The following is a 21,869-nucleotide window of genomic DNA, read 5'->3' on the forward strand; positions in this document are numbered from 1 at the left end:
AATAGTACAAACCATCGAACTTCATGACAATATTCTTACAATTTTGTAATATTTAATTTTATGATATAATGACTAGCGAGGTGCGACAATGAAACTAATTATCTTATGGCTCATTAATACAATTTTTGTTTTACCCTTAAAAATAATTACTATACTTTTTAAACTAATATATAAAATAATTAAAAATATTTACTTTAATAATTTAGATTTAGAATATATCAATACAATGGATGGTCATGATTTTGAGTATTTCACCAAAACATTATTAGAAAAAAACGGCTTTAAACAAGTGAATGTCAGCCAAAGCAGTAGCGATTATGGAATTGATGTCTTTGCATATAAAAACAAATATACATATGCTATACAATGTAAACGTTACAGCAAAACAGTAGGAATCAAAGCAGTTCAGGAAGCAAAAAGCGGTTGTGAATACTATCAGTGCGATATTCCAGTAGTCTTCACTAACAATACTTTTAGCAGTGCTGCAATTAATCTCGCTAAAAATACAAATGTTGAGTTATGGGATCAAGATACTCTTTATCACTATTTAAAAAAATCTAAGATTTTAACTAAATCATTACCACTTTATTATCCTCTGTTTACCTTCATTACTACCGCCATTTTATCTTATTACTATTTACAGCATCAAGACTATTTACTGATTCCTTTATTGATAAATATGTTTTTGTTTATCAGTATCATTGTTAAAATTTTGAAAGATAAAAAAAAGACTCCTATTATTTTAAAAGAGCCTGAATATACGATTCATGATTATCACGATACTATTCAATAGTATCGTTTATTATTTGCTTTTGCTTATGATAATAATAAAATAAACATAACCCTGCTAGAGTAATTACAATTATAACAATCATAATAAAACAATGCATAAAAAAGGTTTCTGGTAAAATATTGATTACCGGATCACTACGATAATCAAATACCCAATAATTGTTTCTAAATACAATTTGATGAAAAGTTATAAAAGCACTTTCAAAATCTAATGCTACAACAAAACCCAACATTGCTGGTACAATAATAGTAATCAGCCCAGTAAGCTTTAAAAAACGATATTCTTTTTCTTTAAATCGTCTAATTACTAACGGTAATGAGATCAACCCACTAACTACCATAATTACCTGGATTGCCTCAAAAATTGTTTTTACTTCTTCAAAATGAATCCTACCGTTTGTTGACATTACAAAATCTGGCAGATTCAACGTTCCCCGATAAAAGATCGACTGATATGCAATTAAAACATCGTAATTCTTTTTTATTGTTTCAACTGACATTCCACTCGTTAAATCAATTCCTAAATAATTAATATCTAAATAATACAGCTGTTTAAAAAAGACAGTGAATACTATTGCTAATGAAATAATAAATAACATTAACATCGTTGCTAAAAAAATGTCTTTTTTATTATAACTCATATAAGAAATCTTCCCCTTTTTGAACTTCAACTTTTGAAAGATTTGGATAACTTTGTTGTCTTAAAACCTCGTAAATACAAATAGCAGCACAATTTGATAGATTCAAACTTCTAACTTTATCACTCATCGGGATTCTTAAACAACGATCTAAATGCTTGGTTAAAATTTCTTTAGGTATTCCATCATGTTCATGACCAAAAAATAAATAATGTTCTTTTTTATCATCGCTAAAGTCTTGATCAGTGTAACAAAGATGTGAATAACGCGTAAAAAAATGATATTCTCCAGGATTTTTTTGTTCAAACTCTTCATAGTTTTCATAAACATACAAATTTAGATCTTTAACATAATCTAATCCCGCACGTTTCATTTTTTTATCATCTAATTCAAAACTCATTGGTTTAATAATGTGTAAACTAGTGTTAGTAGCGACACACGTTCTCATAATATTCCCTGTATTTTGGGGAATGGCTGGATGAACTAATACGATATGATTCATTTATAATATCTCCTTTAAAATCGTATATAATTTTTTTAAAGCTTTAGCTCGATGTGAGTATTTATTTTTTTCCTCCATTGACATCATTGCCGAAGTCATCTGACATGGCGGAAAATAGAAAATTGGATCGTATCCAAACCCATTAGCTCCTTCAATTTTATCATTGATCAAGCCTTCCATCGTTTCTTCAATTAAAATTGGTTCTTGACCAGGTATAACTAAAGCCAGCGCACAAACAAAGCGAGCAGTACGCTCTTTATCTTTAAGCGCATCAATTATGTATTGATTTTTAATATTATAACTAGTATCTGCACCTAAAAAACGTGCTGAATAAATTCCTGGTTGTTTGTCTAAAGCATCAACTTCTAGACCACTATCGTCCGCTAAGACCGGCTTGTTAACAATATTTGCAATTGTTTGAGCTTTAATCAGTGCATTCTCTTTAAATGTTGTTCCTGTTTCTTCAATTTCCAATTCTTGCTCTAAAACATCTTTCATCGATAATACTTCAATATCAATATCTTTAAGCATTGCTTTAATTTCTTTGATTTTTCCTTGATTAGTTGAAGCAACAATTATTTCTTTCATTATTTTACCTCGATTCCTAGTACTTTTTTTACTTCATTAATTGGCATTTCTTGACCTGTCCATATTTTAAATGATTCAACTCCTTGATAAAGCAGCATCAATTCACCATTCATCGTTGCACAACCCGCTTCTTTTGCTAATCGCAGCATTTTTGTAACTGCAGGCTGATAAATAATATCAGCTACTTTTAAATCTGGTTTAAAATAAGAAGCATCTGGTACTACTGATCGTTCTAACATCGGTTCCATACCGACACCAGTAGTATTGATAAAAAGATAACTGCTGTGCATATCTTTTTTCAAACTTTCTAAATCACTTAAAGATTTTAAGGTAATCGTACAACCTGTTTCAATAATTGTATTATTGATTATCTCCTGAAACTCTGTACGCATAGTTCGGTTATAAACGATTATTTCTTTTACCCCATCTAAAGCAAGCTGTACCATAATTGCAGTTGACGCACCGCCGGCTCCGACCATAGTTATCTTTTTGTCTTTAATCAACCATCCTTGCTCTTCAAGACTTCTAGTAAAGCCAATTCCATCGGTAATCGTACCATAATATTTTCCATCTTTAAAAGTAATTGTGTTCACTGCATTACATAATCTTGAAGCTGTTGATATTTCATCAAGGTACGGAATAATATTTTGTTTATGAGGCATTGAAACATTAGCTCCTCTAACTTTCATCGCCTTAAACCCAGCAATCGTATCTTTTAATTCCTCACTCTTTATATCAAATGCTAAATAAACACTATCAAGGCCTAATTGTTCAAAGGCTGTATTATGCATCGCTGGTGATTTAGAATGATGTGCAGGACTAGCGATAAAAGCATATAAACTTGTTGTTGCACTAATTTGTGATTTCATGATCTCCCTCCATTTTTTAAAAGTATTATAGCATGGATGACAGAAAGTTTGCAGTTTTTGAAAAAAATATATATTATTTTTATAATAGCCTATAATGGAGATATAGATACGGAGGACTATGAAATGATAAAAAAATTAATTGTTAATGCTGACGATTTTGGTATGACCGAAGGAAATTCAATTGGTATTTTAATGGCACATGCTGATGGAATTCTTACATCAACTACATGTATGATGAATATGCCATTTGCTAAATTTGCTTTAGATCAAGCTAAAAATTATCCAGATTTAGGTGTTGGGATCCACTTAGTCTTAACAGTTGGGAGACCATTAGTAGATGGTGCTAAAAGTTATACTGATAAAGATGGTAACTTTATTCGTCCAAAAGACTATCCAGATCATCAACCCCATGCTGATCCTGAAGAATTATACACAGAGTGGAAAGCTCAAATAGAGAAATTCATTGAAATAGCTGGTAAAAAACCAACTCATATTGACTCTCATCACCATGTTCATCTATTACCGCAACATCAAGAAGTGGTAATTAAATTAGCAAGAGAATATGATCTACCGATCAGACAACGGGACCAAATCATTGATAATTATGAATATGTACGTTGTAATGATCAAATGTATGATGATTTGATCACTTATGATTTTATGTCTAATTCAATGAAAGTTGATGAAGAAACTTTAGAATATATGTGTCATCCTGCATATGTTGATCAACGTTTATACGATATGACTAGTTATTGCTTACCACGAATGAAAGAATTGGCATTATTACGTAGTGAAGAAATGAAAAACTTTATTAAGGATAATAACATTCAATTAATTAACTATAGTGATTTAAAAAAGATATAAATGGATTTAAAAATAAAAATTAATTATTATATAAAAGGCTGTAAAACAGTCTTTTATTTTTTATATAGATTAAAAGGATCTCCATTTTGGAAATCCTCTTTTAATAATTAACAAAAAAAGATAAATTATTATTCATTTTACAAATAGTATTGTTGATAATAATGTACTCTTAATAAATCACAAATAGTCATAATTTGATAATTAAAATTGATTCCATCAAATTTTCCCGGGACTTGAATTACATAATCAGAAATCTTATATTCATCTAAAGCATATGTTTTATTTTGAGTAATTAAAATAGAGGTTGTTAAATCAACCCGTAATTCTTTTTTTATTTCAACAAATGAATTCATTGACCTACCTGTTGCAGACACAAAAATAGTAACATCATTTTCATCAAGCTGGATATCTTTATCAAAATTATGATACTGAATTACTGGTTTCCCAAAACTAACTAAGTCAGTTTGAAATTCTACTGCAATAGACATCGGATATAAAGCTCCTATTAAAACAACACGCTTAGCTTTAAAGATAGCTTCACAAATAGTCGAGATATATTCACTCATTACTTCATTCGAACAAGATTTTTCCATTTCATCAATCAGCTGCTCACTATTAACCCCAAGCATTCGAGCCCGAATCTGATCTAAACGAATCATATGTGATCTCAACAGTTCGGCTTTAAATGTATCATAATCATCAAAACCAAGCAAAGCACAAAACCTTAAAATATCCTCTTTACTGATTTGACTTTTTTCACTAACTTCATTGAAAGATAAATCCTCTAATTCTAAGTAATGATAAACAATGAATTTACAAAAACGATAATGTGAATCATAAAGCAATGTCCCATTTAAATACGTTAATATTCTACTTATTAATAAATTCATAAAATACCTCCCTTGATTTAATTCTACTCTTATTAATTTTAAAATTAGAGTTTTTTCTATTCCTGAATAGCCAATTCACTTTTTTTAATTACAAATACTTCTTGAGTATTTAAACATAAACAATTTAGCTGCCCTTTATCAAATGGTCCTAAACCGCCATCAATCCCGATCTTATCTTTAAAAACCGGATCATACCAAACATCAAAACAGCCACTTGCCTGATGAATATAACAAGTTGGCGTATGACCAAAAATAATAATCTTATTATCCAAACCTTTTGACATAAAGAAATACTCGCGCATCCATGCACATTCTTCTTCAGTTTGTTCATATAACCCCTTTTCAGGATTGATTCCTGCATGAATCAATACATAATCTTGACCATTACAATTCAGTTCAATAAATGAAGGACAACGGTCAATGTAATCAATCATCATCTTATAAAACGCCGCTTTAATTACTTTATAATCACAGTCATTAAATGCTTTTTTATGTAAATATTCATGGTAGCTGTGAAATGTTTTATTTCCACCATTTTGAGCCCACATCCGGCCTTGTGATGAAGCAGGGTCATCAACTTTAAAAGCATCACGCATCATAATCTCGTGATTTCCCTTAATTAAATGAATGTTATCAAATTTTTGAATATATAAATAAATTTTTAAGCTATCTGGACCTCGATCACAACAATCCCCTAAAATATATAGAACATCATCATCAGAAAAATTAATTTTTTCCAACATTTTGATAAAAATATTGTAGTGGCCATGAAGGTCAGAAAGTACATATATATTTTTAGGCATTACTATCACCCTTTCTTATTTAAGTTTATCATTAAACAAACATTTTTTAAACAGATATGCTAAAAGTAATCAGTAATTTTTTGATTTAATAAGGCTTTTTCACAAAATAAAAACAGCAATTTATTTCCTTAAAATTGCTGCTTAATTACTATAATATTGCAAATCCGCAACATTAAAAATATTATACTGATCAAAATATTTATTCTCTAAAGGAATCCAGATTTTCTTAAATTTCTCATACATCATCTCACCATTACGCATTAAAATACGCTTAGCTTGAATATCATCAGATACGTTCAAAGCAATCGTGAAATCATAAAACATTCCAAAATACGGATGCATACTGTAAGTTCCCTCAATAACATTAAAGCGAGAATATGGAATTAATTCTACATGAGCTTCTAAAGCCATCTTTGAACAATCAAAACGCTGATATTTAACGCTTTCCTGATGTTGCAAAGGAACAATTACTGTTTCTTTAAAACGTTCATAATCAATATTTCCACCCGGTTCATTTAAACGAGCAGCAGTTCGTTGAAAAGGCTGTAAGAAAAAATCATCCATTTTAAAAAGATTTGTTTCAAAAATTGCCTTAATCATTTCACCAAGGGTCGACTTCCCTGCACCACATTTTCCATCAATAGCAATATTTAAACGATCGGTTGTTTGCAATAATTGATTAATTTTTAAAATTACGGGAAAATAGCTATAAATCTGTTTATTAATAACTCGATAATGTGGCTGATATAGTTCCCGATATGTTGATGAATGACTAATAGGAGGATAATTAAGTTTCTCGTAATTTTCGATTTCTAAACAAATTTGCCTATAATCAAAACTAATTGTCCCTCTTTGACAAGCACTCTTTAATTGCTCTAACTTATTAATGAAGGAAATAATACTCCCGTTCATTAGTTTAGCAGAATATACAAATAATTGATTTAATGTAAGCAGTTCTAATTCACCAGCATTTCCTAAGTAAACACGAACCAAATCATTCCCTATGTCTTCTTCAATAAAACTATTATTTTTTAACTGCTTTGCCTCATCTTTTAAACGCTTTAAACTAGTCTCAGGATCATCAATCATATGTCCACCACCAAATTCATTTTGATAAATCAATTTAATAATATCCTGAGCCTTCATTTGGGGATATTTCTCTAGCTGAGTTTTAACGAGTGCACTAATCATTATTATATTTAATTAAATGCGCATTTTCTAATGCCATAATTAATATTGGAATCACGATCAGCTGTAATATGATTCCAGGAATTGCATTGGTAAAAGCTCCAGCTATAAAGATTGCAAATTCAAATGGCTGTCCTGCCATTCCATATAATATTGCACTAATAATTCCCCAGATTACTCTTCCACCAATCATCGCTATTCCTAAAGCAATATAAGTATTGAGCGGCTTTTTAGCTAAACGATTATAAAATAACCCTGTTAAAGCTCCATAAGCAGCTAATTCAAAAGCCATAGCTAATGCAGTTGGATACATTGGCGGCATTGTAAATAACATACTTCTAAGCAATGGTAAGATAAAGCCAACAATTAATCCTAACGGCCACCCGCAAACAAACCCACAAATCAATACTGGGATATGCATTGGTAACAACATGTTGCCGATACTTGGTATCTGCATCGTAAAAAACGGTAAAACAATTCCTACTGCCAAGAAAAAACCAGCTAAAACGATATTTCTAACACTTAAATTTTTCATTTTTCCCTCCTTATAAAACATGAAAAAAGCCATAAAAATACCTGTTTTTCAAAACAGTCTACTACCTTCATGGCATAATGTTATCTTCTTGACAACGTCTATTCTTGCTTTAATCATGTATAAAAATTTTATCGATAAACCACAGTTTTGTCAACATCAATAATCAAGTTCAATCGCTTAGGCAATAATTTTTTTTAAATAAAAGAGTTATTGATGACTGTCAGTAGAAATTGTGTATGTATGCACCACAAAATAATCTTAAATTAACTATTTTCCTATATTCAGGTAAAATAAAGGTTACCAAAAATTTAATCTTTTAATTGGACTAGCTTCATCAAAATAATTAATTTCCTATCAATATCAAGCTAGTATTATTGAAGAAGATGAGCGTTTTATCTCTATAGGCACATTTTAAAAGAGCAATTAACTATACTGATACTTAAAAATAATCATCAAAACATACAATTTCTACCAATCAATTAACACCTCTATGTTATCGTACTTTTATCAACAAAGATGATTATGATGTTATTCTTAGTATTAATAAAGCTGATTGATTAGGTATTTTTGATATTGATATAATTTATTCCCGAACAAAAATTTAAAACCGTAATAAATGCAAATAAAAAAATCTATTAATAATGAATCATAAATTCATTATCATAGATCTTTATTTATTTGGCTTAATCATTAGATATAGTGGTAATCCTAACAAAACTCCACCACCAATCATATTACCAAAAGTTACTACGATCATATGTATAGCAATCAAACCAAAGTTAGCACCACTTCCTAAAGCCCCTATCGTTAAAGTGAAAGAACCCATATTAGCAATACTATGTTCGAATCCAGGTAAAACAAATGCCATAACCACAATCATCATAATAATTGTTTTGGCCGTATCGTCCTGCATCTTCATCCCTACGTAAGCACCTACACAAACGATAAAGTTACATAAAACTGCTTTGACTAATAATTCAATGATATCAAAACTTAATTTTGTATTTGCACAACTAACAACATATTCCGAAAGCAGTTCATGATTACTACCACTAATAAAAAATAAATAACAAACTAGTGCAATTCCTACAAAATTCCCAAAATAACAAACTATCCACATGGGAATTATCTGACGAAACTTCAATTTCTTACCATAAACAGGAATCATTGTTGTAAAACAATTTCCTGTAAATAACTCTGATCCTAAAATTACAATAATTACTAATCCGATTCCAAATGAACCTGCTACAGCAATTTTTGAAGCAATTAAATTATCTTTAAATAGCAATGTTCCTAATGTTGTTGATAAGATCGTCGCTAATCCTAAATATAATCCCGCAACTACTGAACGAGCAAAGAAGCGCCCAATATCATCACGACACATTTCATATTTTTTTATCCCTAAATCTGATAACATTTCAAAACTCATATTGAAACCCTCCAAACCTGTTTCATTATAAACCATTATTCTTCCAAGTTCAACAAATTACTTGTCTGGTGCTATGTTGTAAAAAATATAGCTCTTATACCGGATTCTAGATATTCTTTTCCAAAAAATGAAAAAGCGCTTACTTAAAAAATTTCAGTGATAAAATCGAAGCATCAAAAAATATTTGGAGGGTCATACATGTTCAAAAAGGGAAGTTATATCTACTACGCCTTAGGAAATGGGATGTTCTATTTTTCATGGGCAATGTTTTCTTGTATCATTTCTGTCTATCTTGCTGGAATAAACTGCTCGGCTACTGAAATTTCATTAATCACTTCGGCTGCGGCTTTGTTTGCAATGGCGACTCAACCAATTACAGGTTTTCTAGCTGATAAATTTAAAAGTCCAAAACTAGTCGCAATTATAACTGGTGCATTAACAATTATTTTTGGTTTACTATTTGCTTCAACAAAGTCTTTTATCTTTTTATTTTTATTGAACGGCTTCACTCAAGGTTGTTTAAACGGAATTACCGCCTTAACAGATCGTTTAGCTACTGCCTCACCATATCCATTTGGAGCAATCAGAGTTTGGGGATCTATTCTTTATGCTATTGCTGCTCAGGTAAGCGGTATTGTTTATGACTATATTTCACCAACTGCAAACTTCTATATTTTTGCAGCTGGTCTATTGCTCATGTTGTTTTCTTTTTATATGATGCACGATGCTAAACCGCTTATCGTTGGTAAAGCAGCCAAAGTAACAACTAAAGAAGTTTTAAAACATTTATGGCACAACAAACCTTTTAAAATTTTTATGTTAATCTATATTCTTTTTCAAGGCCCAAGTTCTGCCCAAATGGTTTACCTCCCATTAGTAATCAAAGGTTTAGGAGGGACTACTACGATTGTAGGAACGACTCTGTTATTTAGTACCTTATCAGAGATCCCTGCTGTCTTATTTTCAGATCGTTATATGAAAAAGATTTCATATAAAGCTTTAATGATATTTGCCTGTGTTTTATCTATCATTCGCTTTGTCTGGTATTCAACTTGTCCAGCACCATATTTGATTATGTCTGTTTTCTTTTTTCAAGGTCTAACAACAATTGTTTTTATTCTTGTTGCTGTAAGAATTATATTAGATTTAGTTGATGAACAATATGTCAATAGTGCCTATGGTATTTCATCGATGTTAGCCAAAGGCTTTTCAGCTTTGATTTTTCAAATCATTGGAGGTCGAGTTTTAGATATTTTCCCAGGAAATAATGGCTATACCATTATGTATCTAATTTTTGCTTCTTCAATTACAATTGCTTTGATCTTATGTTTTAAATTCAAGTTTACTAAAAAAGTTGAATAATCTAATCATGAAATGCAATAATTATTAATATTATAAATATGGTGGAAAATTTTGACAATCATAAAAAAGTAGATGAACAAAATCGCAAAATCGTTTTACAATTAGAAGCTGCCACTTCTTTATATCAAATGCGCGGCTTCCAATTCACCGACGAACTTGATTTAAAAAATGAAAAGGTCATGGTTTTAAAAAAGTAATCTAGTCAATAATTAGATTACTTTTTTCAGCTTGTTTAGAAACATTTATCAGTGTACAATATAGTCATTGGAGGAGATATAATGAAAGATGGATACATCCGTGTCGCTGCTGGTTCTTTTGAAACTAGTATTGCTAACGTAAAAAATAATAGTGAAAATATTTGTAACTTAATTAATGAAGCTTATCATAATGATGCTAGAGTTTTAGTTCTACCCGAGCTTTGTTTAACCGGATATACTTGTGAAGATCTTTTCAATCAAGATCGCTTATTAAATGAGGCTAAACAGCAACTGCAAACAATTATCACTGCAACAAATAATAAAGATTTAATCACCATTGTCGGTTTACCTTATCAACATTTAAATAGTCTTTATAATGTAGCTGCAGTAATTCATCAAGGGGCGCTGCTTGCCTTAGTCCCTAAAACACATATTCCTAATTATCAGGAATTTTATGAAGCTCGTCGTTTTGAACAAGCCCCAAAAGAAAATACACTGACAAACTTTAATGGTCAAAAGATACCTTTTGGAACTCACTATGTTTTTGCTTCAACAACTAATTCAGATTTTAAATTTGGAGTTGAAATTTGTGAAGATCTTTGGTTACCAGATGCCCCAAGTACTAAACTGGCTTTAAATGGTGCTAATTTAATTTTAAATCCTTCTGCCAGCAATGAAATTACAACAAAAAGCGATTATCGTCGTTTACTAGTAAGTTCTCAATCAGCTCGTTTAGTTTGTGGCTATGTTTATTGTAATGCCGGTAATGGCGAAAGTACCACAGATGTTGTTTTTAGTGGGCATCACATTATTAGTGAAAATGGAACAATGATCAAAGAGAGCCGAGGTTTTGACAGTGAACTGATCTATGGTGATCTCGATTTAAAGAAATTATCAAGTGAACGTCGAAAAATGACAACTTTTAAATCATATCATAATTATGAAACTATTTATTTTGATTCAACAAATATCGATTTAAATACCACATATTATTATGATCCCCACCCATTTGTCCCTAGTAATCGAGACTTACGGGCTAAACGCTGTAAAGAGGTATTTGATATCCAAACAAGAGGTTTAATGCAACGCTTAAAAGCCACCGGAATCAAAAAAGTCGTTATTGGTATTTCGGGGGGGTTAGATTCTACCTTAGCCTTATTAGTATGTACGATGGCCTTCAAAAAGCTAAATTATGATACAAAAGATATTATTGCAATTACAATGCCTTGTTTTGGAACTACTTCAAGGACTAAAAACAATGCCTTAGGATTAATGGAAGAATTAGCTGTAACAAGTATTGAAGTTGATATTACAGAATCTGTCCGTATTCAATTTAGAGATATTGAACAAGATGAAAATATTCATGATGTTACTTATGAAAATGTTCAAGCAAGAACAAGAACAGAAATTCTCATGAATAAAGCTAATCAAGTTGGTGGTCTTGTGATTGGAACTGGAGATTTATCAGAAGTTGCTTTAGGCTGGTCAACATACAATGGCGATCATATGTCAATGTATGCAGTAAATGTCTCTGTTCCTAAAACCTTAGTTCGTTATTTAGTTGATTACATAGCTAGTTTGTATCATGGAGAAAAATTAGAAACAATCTTAAAAGATATACTAGATACACCTGTTTCACCAGAGTTATTACCTCAAGAAAATGATCAGATCGTTCAAAAAACTGAAGATATCGTAGGTCCATATGAGCTGCATGATTTCTTTATTTATCATATGGTCCGTTTTGGTGATGAACCACGTAAACTATATCGTAAAACTAAACTAGCTTTTAAAGATAAATACGACAAAAAAACTATTAAGAAATGGCTAACTAAATTTTATTGGCGTTTCTTTAGCCAACAATTTAAACGTAGCTGTATCCCAGATGGTCCTAAAGTTGGAAGTGTCTCTCTCTCTCCTCGTGGTGACTGGCGAATGCCAAGTGATGCAAACGTAAGTAACTGGATCGATGAAATCGAAAAAATATAACAAAAAGGTTTTGTATTTAAAATCAATACAAAACCTTTTTTATTAATACATTTGATTTGGCATCATTGGAGCCTCTGGTGTTTCAGACTTAATTTCTGCAACACCAGCTTCAGTTGTAATAAATAAAGCTGAGATACTTGCAGCATTTAATAATGCACTACGAGTAACTTTAGTCGGATCAATAATTCCTTTATCAAACATATCAACCCATTCACCATTTTTGGCATCAAATCCTTGATTTTTAGCTGCAGATTTTTGCATATCAACAATATCTTCGCTGTTATATCCAGCATTTTCAGCAATTTGACAAATTGGTGATAATAATGCTTCCATCACGATATTAATACCTTTTTGAACATCAACATTATCATTTTTAAGCACTGGTTTTAATTCTTTATAAGCTTCAACTAATGCTGCTCCACCACCAATTACAATACCTTCTGCAACTGCTGCTTTAGTAGCATTTAAAGCATCTTCAATACGTAATTTCTTTTCTTTTAATTCACTTTCAGTAGTCGCTCCAACTTTAATTGTTGCAACCCCATTTGTTAACTTACCAAGGCGTTCTTGGAATTGTTTTTTATCATAATCACTAGTACTGCTAGCAACTCTTGTTTTTATTTCTTCAATTCGTGCCTTTAACTCAGGATTTTCTTCATTACCACTGATCATAGTAGTATTATCTTTAGTCACAATAACTTTTTTAATAGTACCAAGTTCTTCTAATTGAAGTTCTTCCAACTTCATATTTAAGTCTTTATTATAAAGTTTTGCACCTGTTAATGCAGCAATATCTTGCAGCATTTCTTTTTGATTATCACCAAAACCAGGAGCCTTAGTTGCAACAACATTGAAAGTACCACGTAATTTATTTAAAACTAAAGTTGAAATTACTTCATTTTCATAATCTTCAGCAATCAATAATAATGGTTTGTTTGTCTTTAAAACTTGTTCAAGTACTGGTAAAATTTCTTGTAAATTATTAATTTTATGATTAGTTACTAAAACATATGGATTTTCTAATTCGACTTGCATTTTTTCACGATCAGAAACCATGTATGGCGAAACATATCCTTTATCATACTGCATTCCTTCACTGATTTCTAATTCATTATCAAATCCATTACTTTCATCAACATTAATAATCCCATCACGACCAACCTTATCCATCGCTTCAGCAATTAAATCTCCAATTTCTTTACTACCAGCCGAAATCGTTGCAACACTAGCAACATCTCCACTAGTTTCAACTTTACGTGAATTCTTCAAAATAGTTTTTGCTACCTCTTTGCTCGCATATTCAATACCTTCACGCATTAGAACAGGATTACATCCTTTATCAACGGCTTTCATCCCGCTATTGATCATATTACGAGCAAGAATAGTTGCTGTTGTTGTTCCATCACCAGCAACATCATTAGTATTATTAGCTACTTCATATACTAATTTTGCTCCCATATTTTCAAATTTATCTTCTAATTCAATTTCTTTAGCAATACTAACACCATCATTAGTAATCAATGGTGAACCATAACTTTTTTCTAACACAACATTTCGCCCCTTAGGACCTAACGTAATACATACAGCGTCTGCAAGAGTATTTACTCCTTTTAACATTGACTTGCGGGCGTCACTTGAAAATCTAACTTCTTTTGCCATTTCTAATTACCTCCTAAGCAATATAAGCTAAAATATCTTTTTCTTCGATGACAATATAATCTACTTCGTCAATTTTAATATTAGTTCCTGAATATTCTTTGTAAACAACTTTACTATTTTCTTTAATTTCGGATTTACAATCAGGACCTAAAGCAACAACTGTTGCTACACTGGGAATCTTTTTTGTTTCGGTTGTTAAAATAATTCCGCTAGATGTTTTATTTTCTACTTCATCTTTTTTCAAAATAACATTATCATGTAATGGCTTAATCATTTTAATCACTCCTTTTTAGCACTAGCCATTCCTAAGTGCTAAAATTATTATATCCTTTTCTAGCACTTTGTCAATACAAGTGCTAATTTTTTACAAAAAAAGATTCTTCAAAAAAGAAGAACCTAGTCATATAACCAGTTAGCTTTATAATAATATATGCCTAATACAAGCGAACTAAAAATCCAAGAAACTGGCCAGCCTAAATTTACAAAAACAATGTTATGGAAAATGTTAGTTGTTACTGTAACCCAGATTACTCTAAAAATACACCAGCACCCAATTAGAACAAACATTGGAATATTGGTTCTTCCAACACCCCGCAAAACACCACAAATACATTGGGATAGAGTTAAAAATAAATAGCCTGGAGCAATACATAACATCATCGTTCGTCCATATTCAATTACTTGGGAATTTGATGAAAAAATTCTTAATAAATACGGGGTTGTAAAAACAATAATGATTGTCAGTGTCAAAATGATCCCACAGCTGATCAAAGTTCCAATACGTGCCCCTTTTTTTATTCTTTCATATTCTTGTGCACCCTTATTTTGTCCAACAAAAGTTGTTAATGCCATTGCAAAACTTAAAACCGGTAAGATAGCAAATCCATCGATTTTAGTATATGAACCTGTTCCAGCCATCGCATAAGCACCAAACACATTAATATTTGACTGCATAATAATATTTGAAAAAGAAACTACCGCATTTTGCATTGCACTAGGCATTCCAATCTTAGCTGTCTTTTTTAAAATATCGGGATAAAAATGAATCTGCTGCAATTCTAGTTTATACATTTCTTTAGATCTCACTAAAATATAAATTGATAATAATGCGCTAGTGATCTGAGCAATCGTAGTAGCAATCGCCACCCCAGCAATTCCCATCTTAAAAATTACAACAAATACCAAATCTAAAATAATATTTACAATCGATGAAACAACTAAAAAATATAATGGATATTTAGAATCACCAACCGCTCTTAAGATTCCACTAATCATGTTATAAATAATTAAACCAATTACTCCTAAAAAATAAATCCGTAAATAAATAATGCTCTGCCCAATTACGGATGAATCAACTCTTACCCATTTTAAGATTATTGGGGTGAAAATCACTCCGACTATTGTTGTGATAAGACTTGAAACAAGCGCTAAAGCCATTGCTGTATGAACACCTTCTTTAACTCCCTGACAATCTTGAGCTCCAAAATAATTAGAAATTAAAACACCGGCACCTAATGATAACCCCATAAAAAAACTAACCAGCATATCAATAATTGGTCCACTGGAATTTACTGCTGCTAAAGCTTGATCACCAATAAAATTACCTACAACGATACTATCGACTGTATTATACAGCTGTTGAAATAAATTTCCAACCAATAATGGTATCGCAAACACGATCAGCTGTTTTGCAATATTGCCATGTGTCATTAAACCATTTTTCCCTTCCATTATTTTCCCTCCAAATATCTACAGTATACTCCAGTACACTAATGATTAAAATAGCTAACTAAAAAACTGATCACCAAATGATGATCAGTTTTTAACCAATAATACTTTTCTATTATTTTTTATAAACCATGATCGGATCGTTAGCCGCTTTAACCTCTTTATTTGTTAAGAACTGCTCCGGTTGAAAATCACCAGGATTAGTTACAACAACCATTGTAAGAGTATCCATCTCTTTTGATTTCAAAAATGCTTCATCGAATTTTATTAATGGATCACCCGACTCTACTTTAGCTTCAACTTCTGTTAAAACTTCAAATCCTTCCCCTTCTAACGAAACTGTATCCATCCCCACATGGATCAATATTTCTAGACCATCCTCACTCAACAGACCAACTGCATGTCCAGAATTAGGCATTAACATTTTAACTGTCCCCTTAAACGGCGCTACAACTGTATCTGTAGTAGGCTTGATGGCAATTCCTTCCCCCATCATTTTTTCTGAAAAGACAGGATCTGGCACTTCTTCAATTGAAAGTGTCGTCCCGGTTAGTGGTGCTAATACTTCTACTGATTTACTTTTTTTCTTAAACAAATTTAACATTCCTGATTCCTCCTAGAATAGTATTCCTAATCTAATTTTAACAAATAAAACTAATCCGTACAACATACCAAGCGGAATCAATCCCACTAACATCGCTTTAGTACTATTATTTATAGTGAATTTTTTTATTGCAAACATTCCTTTACCATACTCTTGGAAAGTACCATAAATGATGAGAAAACTACAAATCATATTAAATGAACTAACTTGATAGACAATTAAGATCCATAACGGAATTAATAATCCATCACGTTTTTTTCGATCTTTAAGATCTTGACAGATATTGCGCATTGCAAGATAACAAAATGGCATTGCTAGAACGAGTAATAATTGTCCCACAATCAAAGGTTCATTAAACATCTTTTCAATATCCCCTTGGGCCATAAATAAATACAAGAATCCAAGAATCAAGATAGGAATACCCACAAATAGATATTTTACAATATCCAAGGCACTCATTCCTTTAAAAAATTTAAATATTGATTGTAGTTTTCCGTACACCATTTTCACTTCCTCCTATTATTTTAATTCTGGCCAATATCCTTTATTTGCTTCAATTAAATCATCTAAAATTTCTTTTGCTACCTTAGCACTTGGTACTGTTTTTGATAATGTTAAAGCTTGCCACATTTTTTGATAACTTCCTTCGATCCAAGCTTCAACACATAATTTTTCAACTGATACTTGTTGTTCCATCAAACCTTTTTGGAATTGTGGAATTTCTCCCATTTTTAATGGTTCAGCACCTTCATTACCAACGATACATGGAATTTCAACCATTGCTGTTGGATCAAAGTTAATTATTGCACCATCGTTAGGAACAATCAACAACATTCTTTCTTTTGTATTAAAAGCAATTGCACAAGCTAAATCGACGATATAAGCAGCATGTGTATCCGTACTAAATCCACAATCTTTAGCAGTTTGTTTCGCTACAATATCAGCAGCTGCCCCAAATACTCTTTTTTCTCGTCCATCCATAACTTCATTAGCACGTGTATATTCTTTATTTGAATGTTCAACTACATAATCTGGATATAAATAATATTTTAAATAAGTATTTGGTAATGTATCAGGATCAACCGCATATACATCTTTAACTTTAGTATAAGTATCAATCCAAGATTGATCGCGATGTTGAAAATCTTCAGTATCAACAGCATAACCAAATTGACGACAATGTTCTTTAATTTTTGGCATTAAATCATTACCTTCTTTATCAGTAATTGATGTCCACCAGCCAAAGTGATTTAAACCATAATATCTTACAATCATATCTTTACGTGATTCTAAGCCTAAAATAGTAGCAAAATTTCTTTCAATTCCAATTGGCATATCACAAATATTAATAATTTTAGAATTTGGTCGTAATCTTCTAGTTGCTTCAGCTACGATAGCAGCTGGATTTGAATAATTCAACATCCAGGCATTAGGAGAATACTTTTCCATATAATCCAAAATTTCTAAAACACCACCAATTGAACGCATTCCATATGCTAAACCACCAGGTCCACATGTTTCTTGACCAACAACACCATGTTTTAATGGGATTTTTTCATCTAGTTCACGCATTGCGTATAAACCAACACGAATATGTGCCATACAAAAATCAATATCCGTAAATGCCGTTTCTGGATCAGTTGTCCAAGAAAAGGCAACTTCTGGATATCTTTCTTTCATTAAAATTCCTAATGCTTCAGCTAATTTATTTTGTCGCTCTGCATTATTATCATATAATTTAATTTGACGAATTGGAAAACGTTCTTGATTTTCCATAAGCATTAGAACAATTCCTGGGGTGAAAGTACTTCCACCGCCAGCAATACAAATAGATGATTGTTTTTTCATTCTTCTTCTCCCCTTTTTATAATAACTTTTCAAATTCTTCTCTTACATAAGGTACTGTTAATCCAACGATAACCTGGAACGCTTTACCTTTAGCAACTAAACCATGAGCACCAGCCTTTTTAAAGACTCCAACCGGTTGTACTAATGTTTCATCTTTAACTGATACTCTTAAGCGAGTTGCACAGTTTGTAACTGATTCTATATTATCTTTACCACCTAATGCCGCTAAGAAAGCTGCTGCTTTACCAGCATCGCCACCTTTAACTTCAATATTTCCAGTTGGATCATTGCTTGTATCCTCTTTAGAAGCTTTATATTCAGCTTTTGAAACCAACTTAACTTCTTCATCATCGTCTTCACGACCAGGTGTTTTAAAATCAAATTTTTCAATGATAAATTTAAATACAATAAACCAAATTCCTGAGAAAACTAGACCAATTACAACTGATAATAAATATTGTTGCCAATGTGCTGATCCAAGTGGAATCCAGTTCAAGGCCGCATTAGAAATAATTCCACTTCCAAAGTCACCACTAATTCCAATTAAATATTGTGCTGTTGCTAATGATGCTGCCAAAACAGAATGCACTGCAAACATTACCGGCGCAATAAACAAGAATGTAAATTCAATTGGTTCTGTAATCCCTGCAAACATTGCTGTTAAAGTAACCGGAATCATTAATCCTAATACTTCTTTTTTCTTGTTTTCTTTTGCTGTTGCATAGAATGCCGCACTAATACCTAGTGGAGCGAACATTTTAGAGAAACCATATAATGCATAACCACCAGCTGGGAACAATGTTCTTAATGAAGCTGTTGATTTAGCGATTTCTGGCATTGCTGCTACCCAAGCAGTTTTGATTCCGCCTTCAATTGCAACTGAATCATACATAAACGGCATATAAATAAAATGGTGTAATCCTGTTGGAATCAGAATTCTTTCTAAGAAAGTATACACCCATACCCCTAAGGCGCCACTGCTAATAATAAATGTTTGAACACCAGCAATTCCATGTTGAACTTGTGGCCAAATAAAGAAGAAAATAACTGCTAATCCAATCATTACAGGAAAACCAATCATCGCCACAAACGAAGAACCTCTAAATACTCCTAACCATTCAGGCAGTTTTGTATCGAAATAACGGTTATGCAACCATACTGCAACACCAGCAACAATCAATGCACCAACCATTCCAGTATCTAACGTTTTAATACTTGCTACACTAGCAAGACCTGTACCACTACCAGCTTCAATTGCGTAATCAATTCCTACAAATGAACCCCAATTGCTTAATAGTGCTGCTAATGCATAATTAAAGGTACAATATAAAACAAATGATTCCATACATGCTCTAGCATTTTGTTTTTTAGCTAGACCAATTGGTAACGAAATAACAAATAATAAGTTGACTTGTCTAAAGATTGTCCATGCTGCTTCTTTTACAACATACCATACTTTAAACCAAGTAGTGTCCGATGCTGCAATACTTCCCATGATGACATCACTTTGGAATACTGTACAAACACCGATGACAATTCCTGAAAAAGCAAATAACAAGACTGGTGTAAACATCGCCCCACCAAATCTTTGAATTTTTTGCATCATATTCTAAACTCTCCTCACTTTTCTAATGTATAGGTCCCTATATGCCTATCTTAACAATAATTAAAAGCGCTTACAATATTTTGAAGGCTGTTTGTACCGATGTTAAGATAATAGCCCATTATCACATTTTAACGTGAAATTTCACAAATAAAAAAGAAGCAAGATTATAAAAATCTTGCTTAATGATCAATTATGATTTTTCTGCCTAATAAACCCGGATAATCCCCTGAGGCAATCTTTTCTAGGTTATCCTGATGAGCAATAAACCATTTATTTTTCTTCTTTAAAATCTTTTTACGCTTTTCTAAAATATCGCCAGTTCCTTTTAATAATAAACAAATAGTTATAAAGCCTTCTTTACTAACCGCTATAGGAGTGTAATGTAAAGTAGCACTATAACATTCAACGATCGTACCTTTCGGAACATAGAAAAGTTCACATTTAGAACTATTATATGTGTCATCTTGCATATCCCATATATGCCCAACTACTAAAATATAATCAGTGACTGCAATAATTGTTTCACTTCCTTGATGATATTCAATTCCACTTAATTCAACATTATCACCGGCGACAATACCTGCAATTATTTCTAAATAACCATAAACACGATGTGACAGCTCAATAATCGAAGACAATTGTTCTACTTCTAAAACGCTAGGAAGATAAAAGTTATCTTGTTTAGCTGCCTGAACAAAGTCTATACAAAATTCAATTGCTTCATCAATATTATTATCAATAACCTTACCATAAGTTCTAAAAGCTTCGTCAGTAATACTTTTGATTGTATATTCAGGATTTAAAGTTTGAATTATTTCTAATGACATCTTACTTACATTGCCTCACTTCAATATCTTTGAGCATATCAATTCTAACTTGATGACGCCCACCTTCATACTCACCAGTTAACCAGGCATCAACAATCATTTTTGCAAGTTCAATTCCTACTACTCGTGCGCCAAAAGCCAGCATATTAGTATTATTATGCTCTCTTGATAATTTGGCTGAATATGGCTCACTACATGTCACACAGCGAATTCCATTTACTTTGTTGGCAGCCAAAGAAATTCCTACGCCTGTTCCGCAGATTACGATACCTTTATCAACCTCACCATTTACAACTGCATTAGCGACCGCTTCACCAGAAACTGGATAATTAAATCTTTCACTGCTATCAGTACCATAATTGATTACTTCATAGCCATATTTTGCTTCAATATACTCTCTGATCACATTTTTATATTCAACTGCAACATGATCATTTCCAATTCCAATTTTCATTTTCTACTCCTCTATCTCAATAATAATATCATTATTACTTTTATTTCCTAAATTACATTTGATTTGTGCATATTGAGCAGTATTTGTCACTACCATCAAGACTGTTGGATCGTAACCAGCTTCTCTAATTGCATCAAAATCAACCTTTAGTAAAATATCGCCACGTACAACCGTATCACCTTGTTTCTTCATTGAGATAAAATGTTTACCGTTTAATTCAACAGTATCAATTCCAACATGAATCAATAATTCTACACCTTTATCCGTCTTAATTCCAACCGCATGTTTTGTAGGAAAAAAACTTACAATTTGACCACCGATTGGGGCAGTTATTTGTTTCTCTGATGCTATGATGCCTACTCCTTTTCCCAATGCTTCACTATTAAATACTTGATCATTTGTATCTTTGATATCAATTACTTTTCCAGCTACTGGTGCACTAATACGATATGGTTCAACTTCTACTTTTTTCTTCCATTTATTAAATAATCCCATTATTT

General features: G+C 31.8%; 24 protein-coding genes. 5 read left to right on the forward strand and 19 right to left on the reverse strand.

The genetic code is table 11. The features are described 5' to 3' along the window. The first annotated feature begins 88 nt into the window (after positions 1–88). The gene (locus EYR00_RS11480; RefSeq protein WP_003536066.1) at positions 89–793 is read left to right on the forward strand and encodes a restriction endonuclease; all 705 of its coding nucleotides are present in this window, start codon (positions 89–91) and stop codon (positions 791–793) included. Here EYR00_RS11480 and EYR00_RS11485 read toward each other — a convergent pair. Genes EYR00_RS11485 through aroE form a run of 4 tightly spaced genes read right to left on the reverse strand, consistent with a single transcriptional unit; the run spans position 783 to position 3,389 of the window. Continuing rightward, positions 783–1,433 carry a TIGR01906 family membrane protein gene (locus tag EYR00_RS11485; RefSeq protein WP_003536065.1) on the reverse strand — a complete coding sequence of 217 codons (651 nt, stop codon included), beginning with the start codon at positions 1,431–1,433 and terminating at the stop codon, positions 783–785. The two genes, EYR00_RS11480 and EYR00_RS11485, sit on opposite strands and share 11 nt — an antisense overlap. Continuing rightward, the gene (locus EYR00_RS11490; protein ID WP_003536064.1) at positions 1,423–1,932 is read right to left on the reverse strand and encodes a tRNA (cytidine(34)-2'-O)-methyltransferase; all 510 of its coding nucleotides are present in this window, start codon (positions 1,930–1,932) and stop codon (positions 1,423–1,425) included. The genes EYR00_RS11485 and EYR00_RS11490 overlap by 11 nt, the downstream gene beginning before the upstream one ends. Then, positions 1,933–2,520 carry an RdgB/HAM1 family non-canonical purine NTP pyrophosphatase gene (gene rdgB, locus EYR00_RS11495; RefSeq protein WP_003536063.1) on the reverse strand — a complete coding sequence of 196 codons (588 nt, stop codon included), beginning with the start codon at positions 2,518–2,520 and terminating at the stop codon, positions 1,933–1,935. It abuts the gene before it with no gap. Then, entirely contained in the window at positions 2,520–3,389 is an 870-nt protein-coding gene (gene aroE, locus EYR00_RS11500) for a shikimate dehydrogenase (protein ID WP_003536062.1), read from the reverse strand. The genes rdgB and aroE overlap by 1 nt, the downstream gene beginning before the upstream one ends. 123 nt (positions 3,390–3,512) lie before the next feature. On the opposite strand from aroE, the gene chbG reads away from it, so the two are divergent. Then, complete coding sequence (gene chbG, locus EYR00_RS11505) at positions 3,513–4,253, forward strand: chitin disaccharide deacetylase (RefSeq protein WP_008791272.1); 741 nt, start codon at positions 3,513–3,515, stop codon at positions 4,251–4,253. 137 nt (positions 4,254–4,390) lie between these two features. Here chbG and EYR00_RS11510 read toward each other — a convergent pair whose 3' ends face one another. The 5 genes from EYR00_RS11510 to EYR00_RS11530 all read right to left on the reverse strand — a co-directional run bounded on the left by EYR00_RS11510 (position 4,391) and on the right by EYR00_RS11530 (position 9,098). Beyond that, a complete protein-coding gene (locus EYR00_RS11510; protein ID WP_003536060.1) occupies positions 4,391–5,143 on the reverse strand; it encodes a MurR/RpiR family transcriptional regulator in 753 nt (250 codons plus the stop codon). A gap of 56 nt (positions 5,144–5,199) precedes the next feature. Continuing rightward, positions 5,200–5,946, reverse strand: a complete 747-nt coding sequence (locus EYR00_RS11515; RefSeq protein WP_008791271.1) for a metallophosphoesterase — start codon at positions 5,944–5,946, stop codon at positions 5,200–5,202. A gap of 141 nt (positions 5,947–6,087) precedes the next feature. Then, positions 6,088–7,092: a nucleoside/nucleotide kinase family protein gene (locus tag EYR00_RS11520; RefSeq protein ID WP_226814563.1), complete on the reverse strand. Its 1,005-nt coding sequence runs from the start codon at positions 7,090–7,092 to the stop codon at positions 6,088–6,090. Positions 7,093–7,129: 37 nt separating this feature from the next. Next, entirely contained in the window at positions 7,130–7,669 is a 540-nt protein-coding gene (locus EYR00_RS11525) for an ECF transporter S component (protein ID WP_040434193.1), read from the reverse strand. A 670-nt stretch (positions 7,670–8,339) separates the two neighbouring features. Then, complete coding sequence (locus tag EYR00_RS11530; RefSeq protein WP_008791268.1) at positions 8,340–9,098, reverse strand: formate/nitrite transporter family protein; 759 nt, start codon at positions 9,096–9,098, stop codon at positions 8,340–8,342. A 198-nt stretch (positions 9,099–9,296) separates the two neighbouring features. On the opposite strand from EYR00_RS11530, the gene EYR00_RS11535 reads away from it, so the two are divergent. From EYR00_RS11535 to EYR00_RS11545, 3 genes are all read left to right on the forward strand, one after another. After that, on the forward strand, positions 9,297–10,460 hold the full coding sequence (locus EYR00_RS11535; RefSeq protein ID WP_008791267.1) for an MFS transporter: 1,164 nt from the start codon (positions 9,297–9,299) through the stop codon (positions 10,458–10,460). A 38-nt stretch (positions 10,461–10,498) separates the two neighbouring features. Continuing rightward, positions 10,499–10,657 (forward strand): hypothetical protein, encoded by a 159-nt coding sequence (locus EYR00_RS11540; RefSeq protein WP_003536039.1) that lies wholly within the window; start codon positions 10,499–10,501, stop codon positions 10,655–10,657. Positions 10,658–10,738: 81 nt separating this feature from the next. Beyond that, positions 10,739–12,643 (forward strand): NAD(+) synthase, encoded by a 1,905-nt coding sequence (locus EYR00_RS11545; RefSeq protein ID WP_040434192.1) that lies wholly within the window; start codon positions 10,739–10,741, stop codon positions 12,641–12,643. A 42-nt stretch (positions 12,644–12,685) separates the two neighbouring features. On the opposite strand, the gene groL is transcribed toward EYR00_RS11545, so the two are convergent. The 10 genes from groL to EYR00_RS11595 all read right to left on the reverse strand — a co-directional run bounded on the left by groL (position 12,686) and on the right by EYR00_RS11595 (position 21,864). Next, on the reverse strand, positions 12,686–14,302 hold the full coding sequence (gene groL, locus EYR00_RS11550; protein WP_003536029.1) for a chaperonin GroEL: 1,617 nt from the start codon (positions 14,300–14,302) through the stop codon (positions 12,686–12,688). 13 nt (positions 14,303–14,315) lie between these two features. Then, a complete protein-coding gene (locus tag EYR00_RS11555; RefSeq protein ID WP_003536027.1) occupies positions 14,316–14,576 on the reverse strand; it encodes a GroES family chaperonin in 261 nt (86 codons plus the stop codon). A 122-nt stretch (positions 14,577–14,698) separates the two neighbouring features. Continuing rightward, complete coding sequence (locus tag EYR00_RS11560) at positions 14,699–16,033, reverse strand: MATE family efflux transporter (protein WP_003536025.1); 1,335 nt, start codon at positions 16,031–16,033, stop codon at positions 14,699–14,701. 112 nt (positions 16,034–16,145) lie between these two features. After that, complete coding sequence (locus EYR00_RS11565) at positions 16,146–16,634, reverse strand: PTS sugar transporter subunit IIA (protein WP_003536023.1); 489 nt, start codon at positions 16,632–16,634, stop codon at positions 16,146–16,148. Between the two features lie 12 nt (positions 16,635–16,646). Continuing rightward, entirely contained in the window at positions 16,647–17,138 is a 492-nt protein-coding gene (locus EYR00_RS11570; protein WP_003536021.1) for a hypothetical protein, read from the reverse strand. Positions 17,139–17,153: 15 nt separating this feature from the next. Continuing rightward, positions 17,154–18,482, reverse strand: coding sequence for a 6-phospho-alpha-glucosidase (locus tag EYR00_RS11575; RefSeq protein WP_008791263.1), 1,329 nt, complete (start codon positions 18,480–18,482; stop codon positions 17,154–17,156). A gap of 16 nt (positions 18,483–18,498) precedes the next feature. After that, complete coding sequence (locus EYR00_RS11580) at positions 18,499–20,088, reverse strand: alpha-glucoside-specific PTS transporter subunit IIBC (protein WP_003536005.1); 1,590 nt, start codon at positions 20,086–20,088, stop codon at positions 18,499–18,501. A 179-nt stretch (positions 20,089–20,267) separates the two neighbouring features. Further along, positions 20,268–20,915: a DUF4867 family protein gene (locus EYR00_RS11585; protein ID WP_003536004.1), complete on the reverse strand. Its 648-nt coding sequence runs from the start codon at positions 20,913–20,915 to the stop codon at positions 20,268–20,270. Position 20,916: 1 nt separating this feature from the next. Further along, on the reverse strand, positions 20,917–21,369 hold the full coding sequence (gene rpiB, locus EYR00_RS11590; RefSeq protein ID WP_003536003.1) for a ribose 5-phosphate isomerase B: 453 nt from the start codon (positions 21,367–21,369) through the stop codon (positions 20,917–20,919). A gap of 3 nt (positions 21,370–21,372) precedes the next feature. Beyond that, entirely contained in the window at positions 21,373–21,864 is a 492-nt protein-coding gene (locus EYR00_RS11595) for a PTS sugar transporter subunit IIA (protein WP_008791261.1), read from the reverse strand. Positions 21,865–21,869: the final 5 nt, after the last annotated feature.

The organism is Thomasclavelia ramosa DSM 1402, assembly GCF_014131695.1.
In the GTDB taxonomy this organism is placed as follows: Bacteria; Bacillota_I; Bacilli_A; order Erysipelotrichales; family Coprobacillaceae; genus Thomasclavelia; species Thomasclavelia ramosa.

What these genes read in the sequence shown, in the direction of transcription:
- EYR00_RS11490 (WP_003536064.1), bottom strand. Translation starts at nt 1,932, where the DNA reads ATGAATCATATCGTATTAGTTCATCCAGCCATTCCCCAAAATACAGGG.
- EYR00_RS11585 (WP_003536004.1), bottom strand. Translation starts at nt 20,915, where the DNA reads ATGTCATTAGAAATAATTCAAACTTTAAATCCTGAATATACAATCAAA.
- EYR00_RS11540 (WP_003536039.1), top strand. Translation starts at nt 10,499, where the DNA reads ATGGTGGAAAATTTTGACAATCATAAAAAAGTAGATGAACAAAATCGC.
- EYR00_RS11560 (WP_003536025.1), bottom strand. Translation starts at nt 16,033, where the DNA reads ATGGAAGGGAAAAATGGTTTAATGACACATGGCAATATTGCAAAACAG.
- chbG (WP_008791272.1), top strand. Translation starts at nt 3,513, where the DNA reads ATGATAAAAAAATTAATTGTTAATGCTGACGATTTTGGTATGACCGAA.
- EYR00_RS11575 (WP_008791263.1), bottom strand. Translation starts at nt 18,482, where the DNA reads ATGAAAAAACAATCATCTATTTGTATTGCTGGCGGTGGAAGTACTTTC.
- EYR00_RS11525 (WP_040434193.1), bottom strand. Translation starts at nt 7,669, where the DNA reads ATGAAAAATTTAAGTGTTAGAAATATCGTTTTAGCTGGTTTTTTCTTG.
- rpiB (WP_003536003.1), bottom strand. Translation starts at nt 21,369, where the DNA reads ATGAAAATTGGAATTGGAAATGATCATGTTGCAGTTGAATATAAAAAT.
- groL (WP_003536029.1), bottom strand. Translation starts at nt 14,302, where the DNA reads ATGGCAAAAGAAGTTAGATTTTCAAGTGACGCCCGCAAGTCAATGTTA.
- EYR00_RS11555 (WP_003536027.1), bottom strand. Translation starts at nt 14,576, where the DNA reads ATGATTAAGCCATTACATGATAATGTTATTTTGAAAAAAGATGAAGTA.
- EYR00_RS11530 (WP_008791268.1), bottom strand. Translation starts at nt 9,098, where the DNA reads ATGAGTTTTGAAATGTTATCAGATTTAGGGATAAAAAAATATGAAATG.
- EYR00_RS11565 (WP_003536023.1), bottom strand. Translation starts at nt 16,634, where the DNA reads ATGTTAAATTTGTTTAAGAAAAAAAGTAAATCAGTAGAAGTATTAGCA.
- EYR00_RS11580 (WP_003536005.1), bottom strand. Translation starts at nt 20,088, where the DNA reads ATGATGCAAAAAATTCAAAGATTTGGTGGGGCGATGTTTACACCAGTC.
- EYR00_RS11595 (WP_008791261.1), bottom strand. Translation starts at nt 21,864, where the DNA reads ATGGGATTATTTAATAAATGGAAGAAAAAAGTAGAAGTTGAACCATAT.
- EYR00_RS11515 (WP_008791271.1), bottom strand. Translation starts at nt 5,946, where the DNA reads ATGCCTAAAAATATATATGTACTTTCTGACCTTCATGGCCACTACAAT.
- EYR00_RS11535 (WP_008791267.1), top strand. Translation starts at nt 9,297, where the DNA reads ATGTTCAAAAAGGGAAGTTATATCTACTACGCCTTAGGAAATGGGATG.
- EYR00_RS11510 (WP_003536060.1), bottom strand. Translation starts at nt 5,143, where the DNA reads ATGAATTTATTAATAAGTAGAATATTAACGTATTTAAATGGGACATTG.
- EYR00_RS11570 (WP_003536021.1), bottom strand. Translation starts at nt 17,138, where the DNA reads ATGGTGTACGGAAAACTACAATCAATATTTAAATTTTTTAAAGGAATG.
- EYR00_RS11545 (WP_040434192.1), top strand. Translation starts at nt 10,739, where the DNA reads ATGAAAGATGGATACATCCGTGTCGCTGCTGGTTCTTTTGAAACTAGT.
- rdgB (WP_003536063.1), bottom strand. Translation starts at nt 2,520, where the DNA reads ATGAAAGAAATAATTGTTGCTTCAACTAATCAAGGAAAAATCAAAGAA.
- EYR00_RS11480 (WP_003536066.1), top strand. Translation starts at nt 89, where the DNA reads ATGAAACTAATTATCTTATGGCTCATTAATACAATTTTTGTTTTACCC.
- EYR00_RS11520 (WP_226814563.1), bottom strand. Translation starts at nt 7,092, where the DNA reads ATGAAGGCTCAGGATATTATTAAATTGATTTATCAAAATGAATTTGGT.
- EYR00_RS11485 (WP_003536065.1), bottom strand. Translation starts at nt 1,433, where the DNA reads ATGAGTTATAATAAAAAAGACATTTTTTTAGCAACGATGTTAATGTTA.
- aroE (WP_003536062.1), bottom strand. Translation starts at nt 3,389, where the DNA reads ATGAAATCACAAATTAGTGCAACAACAAGTTTATATGCTTTTATCGCT.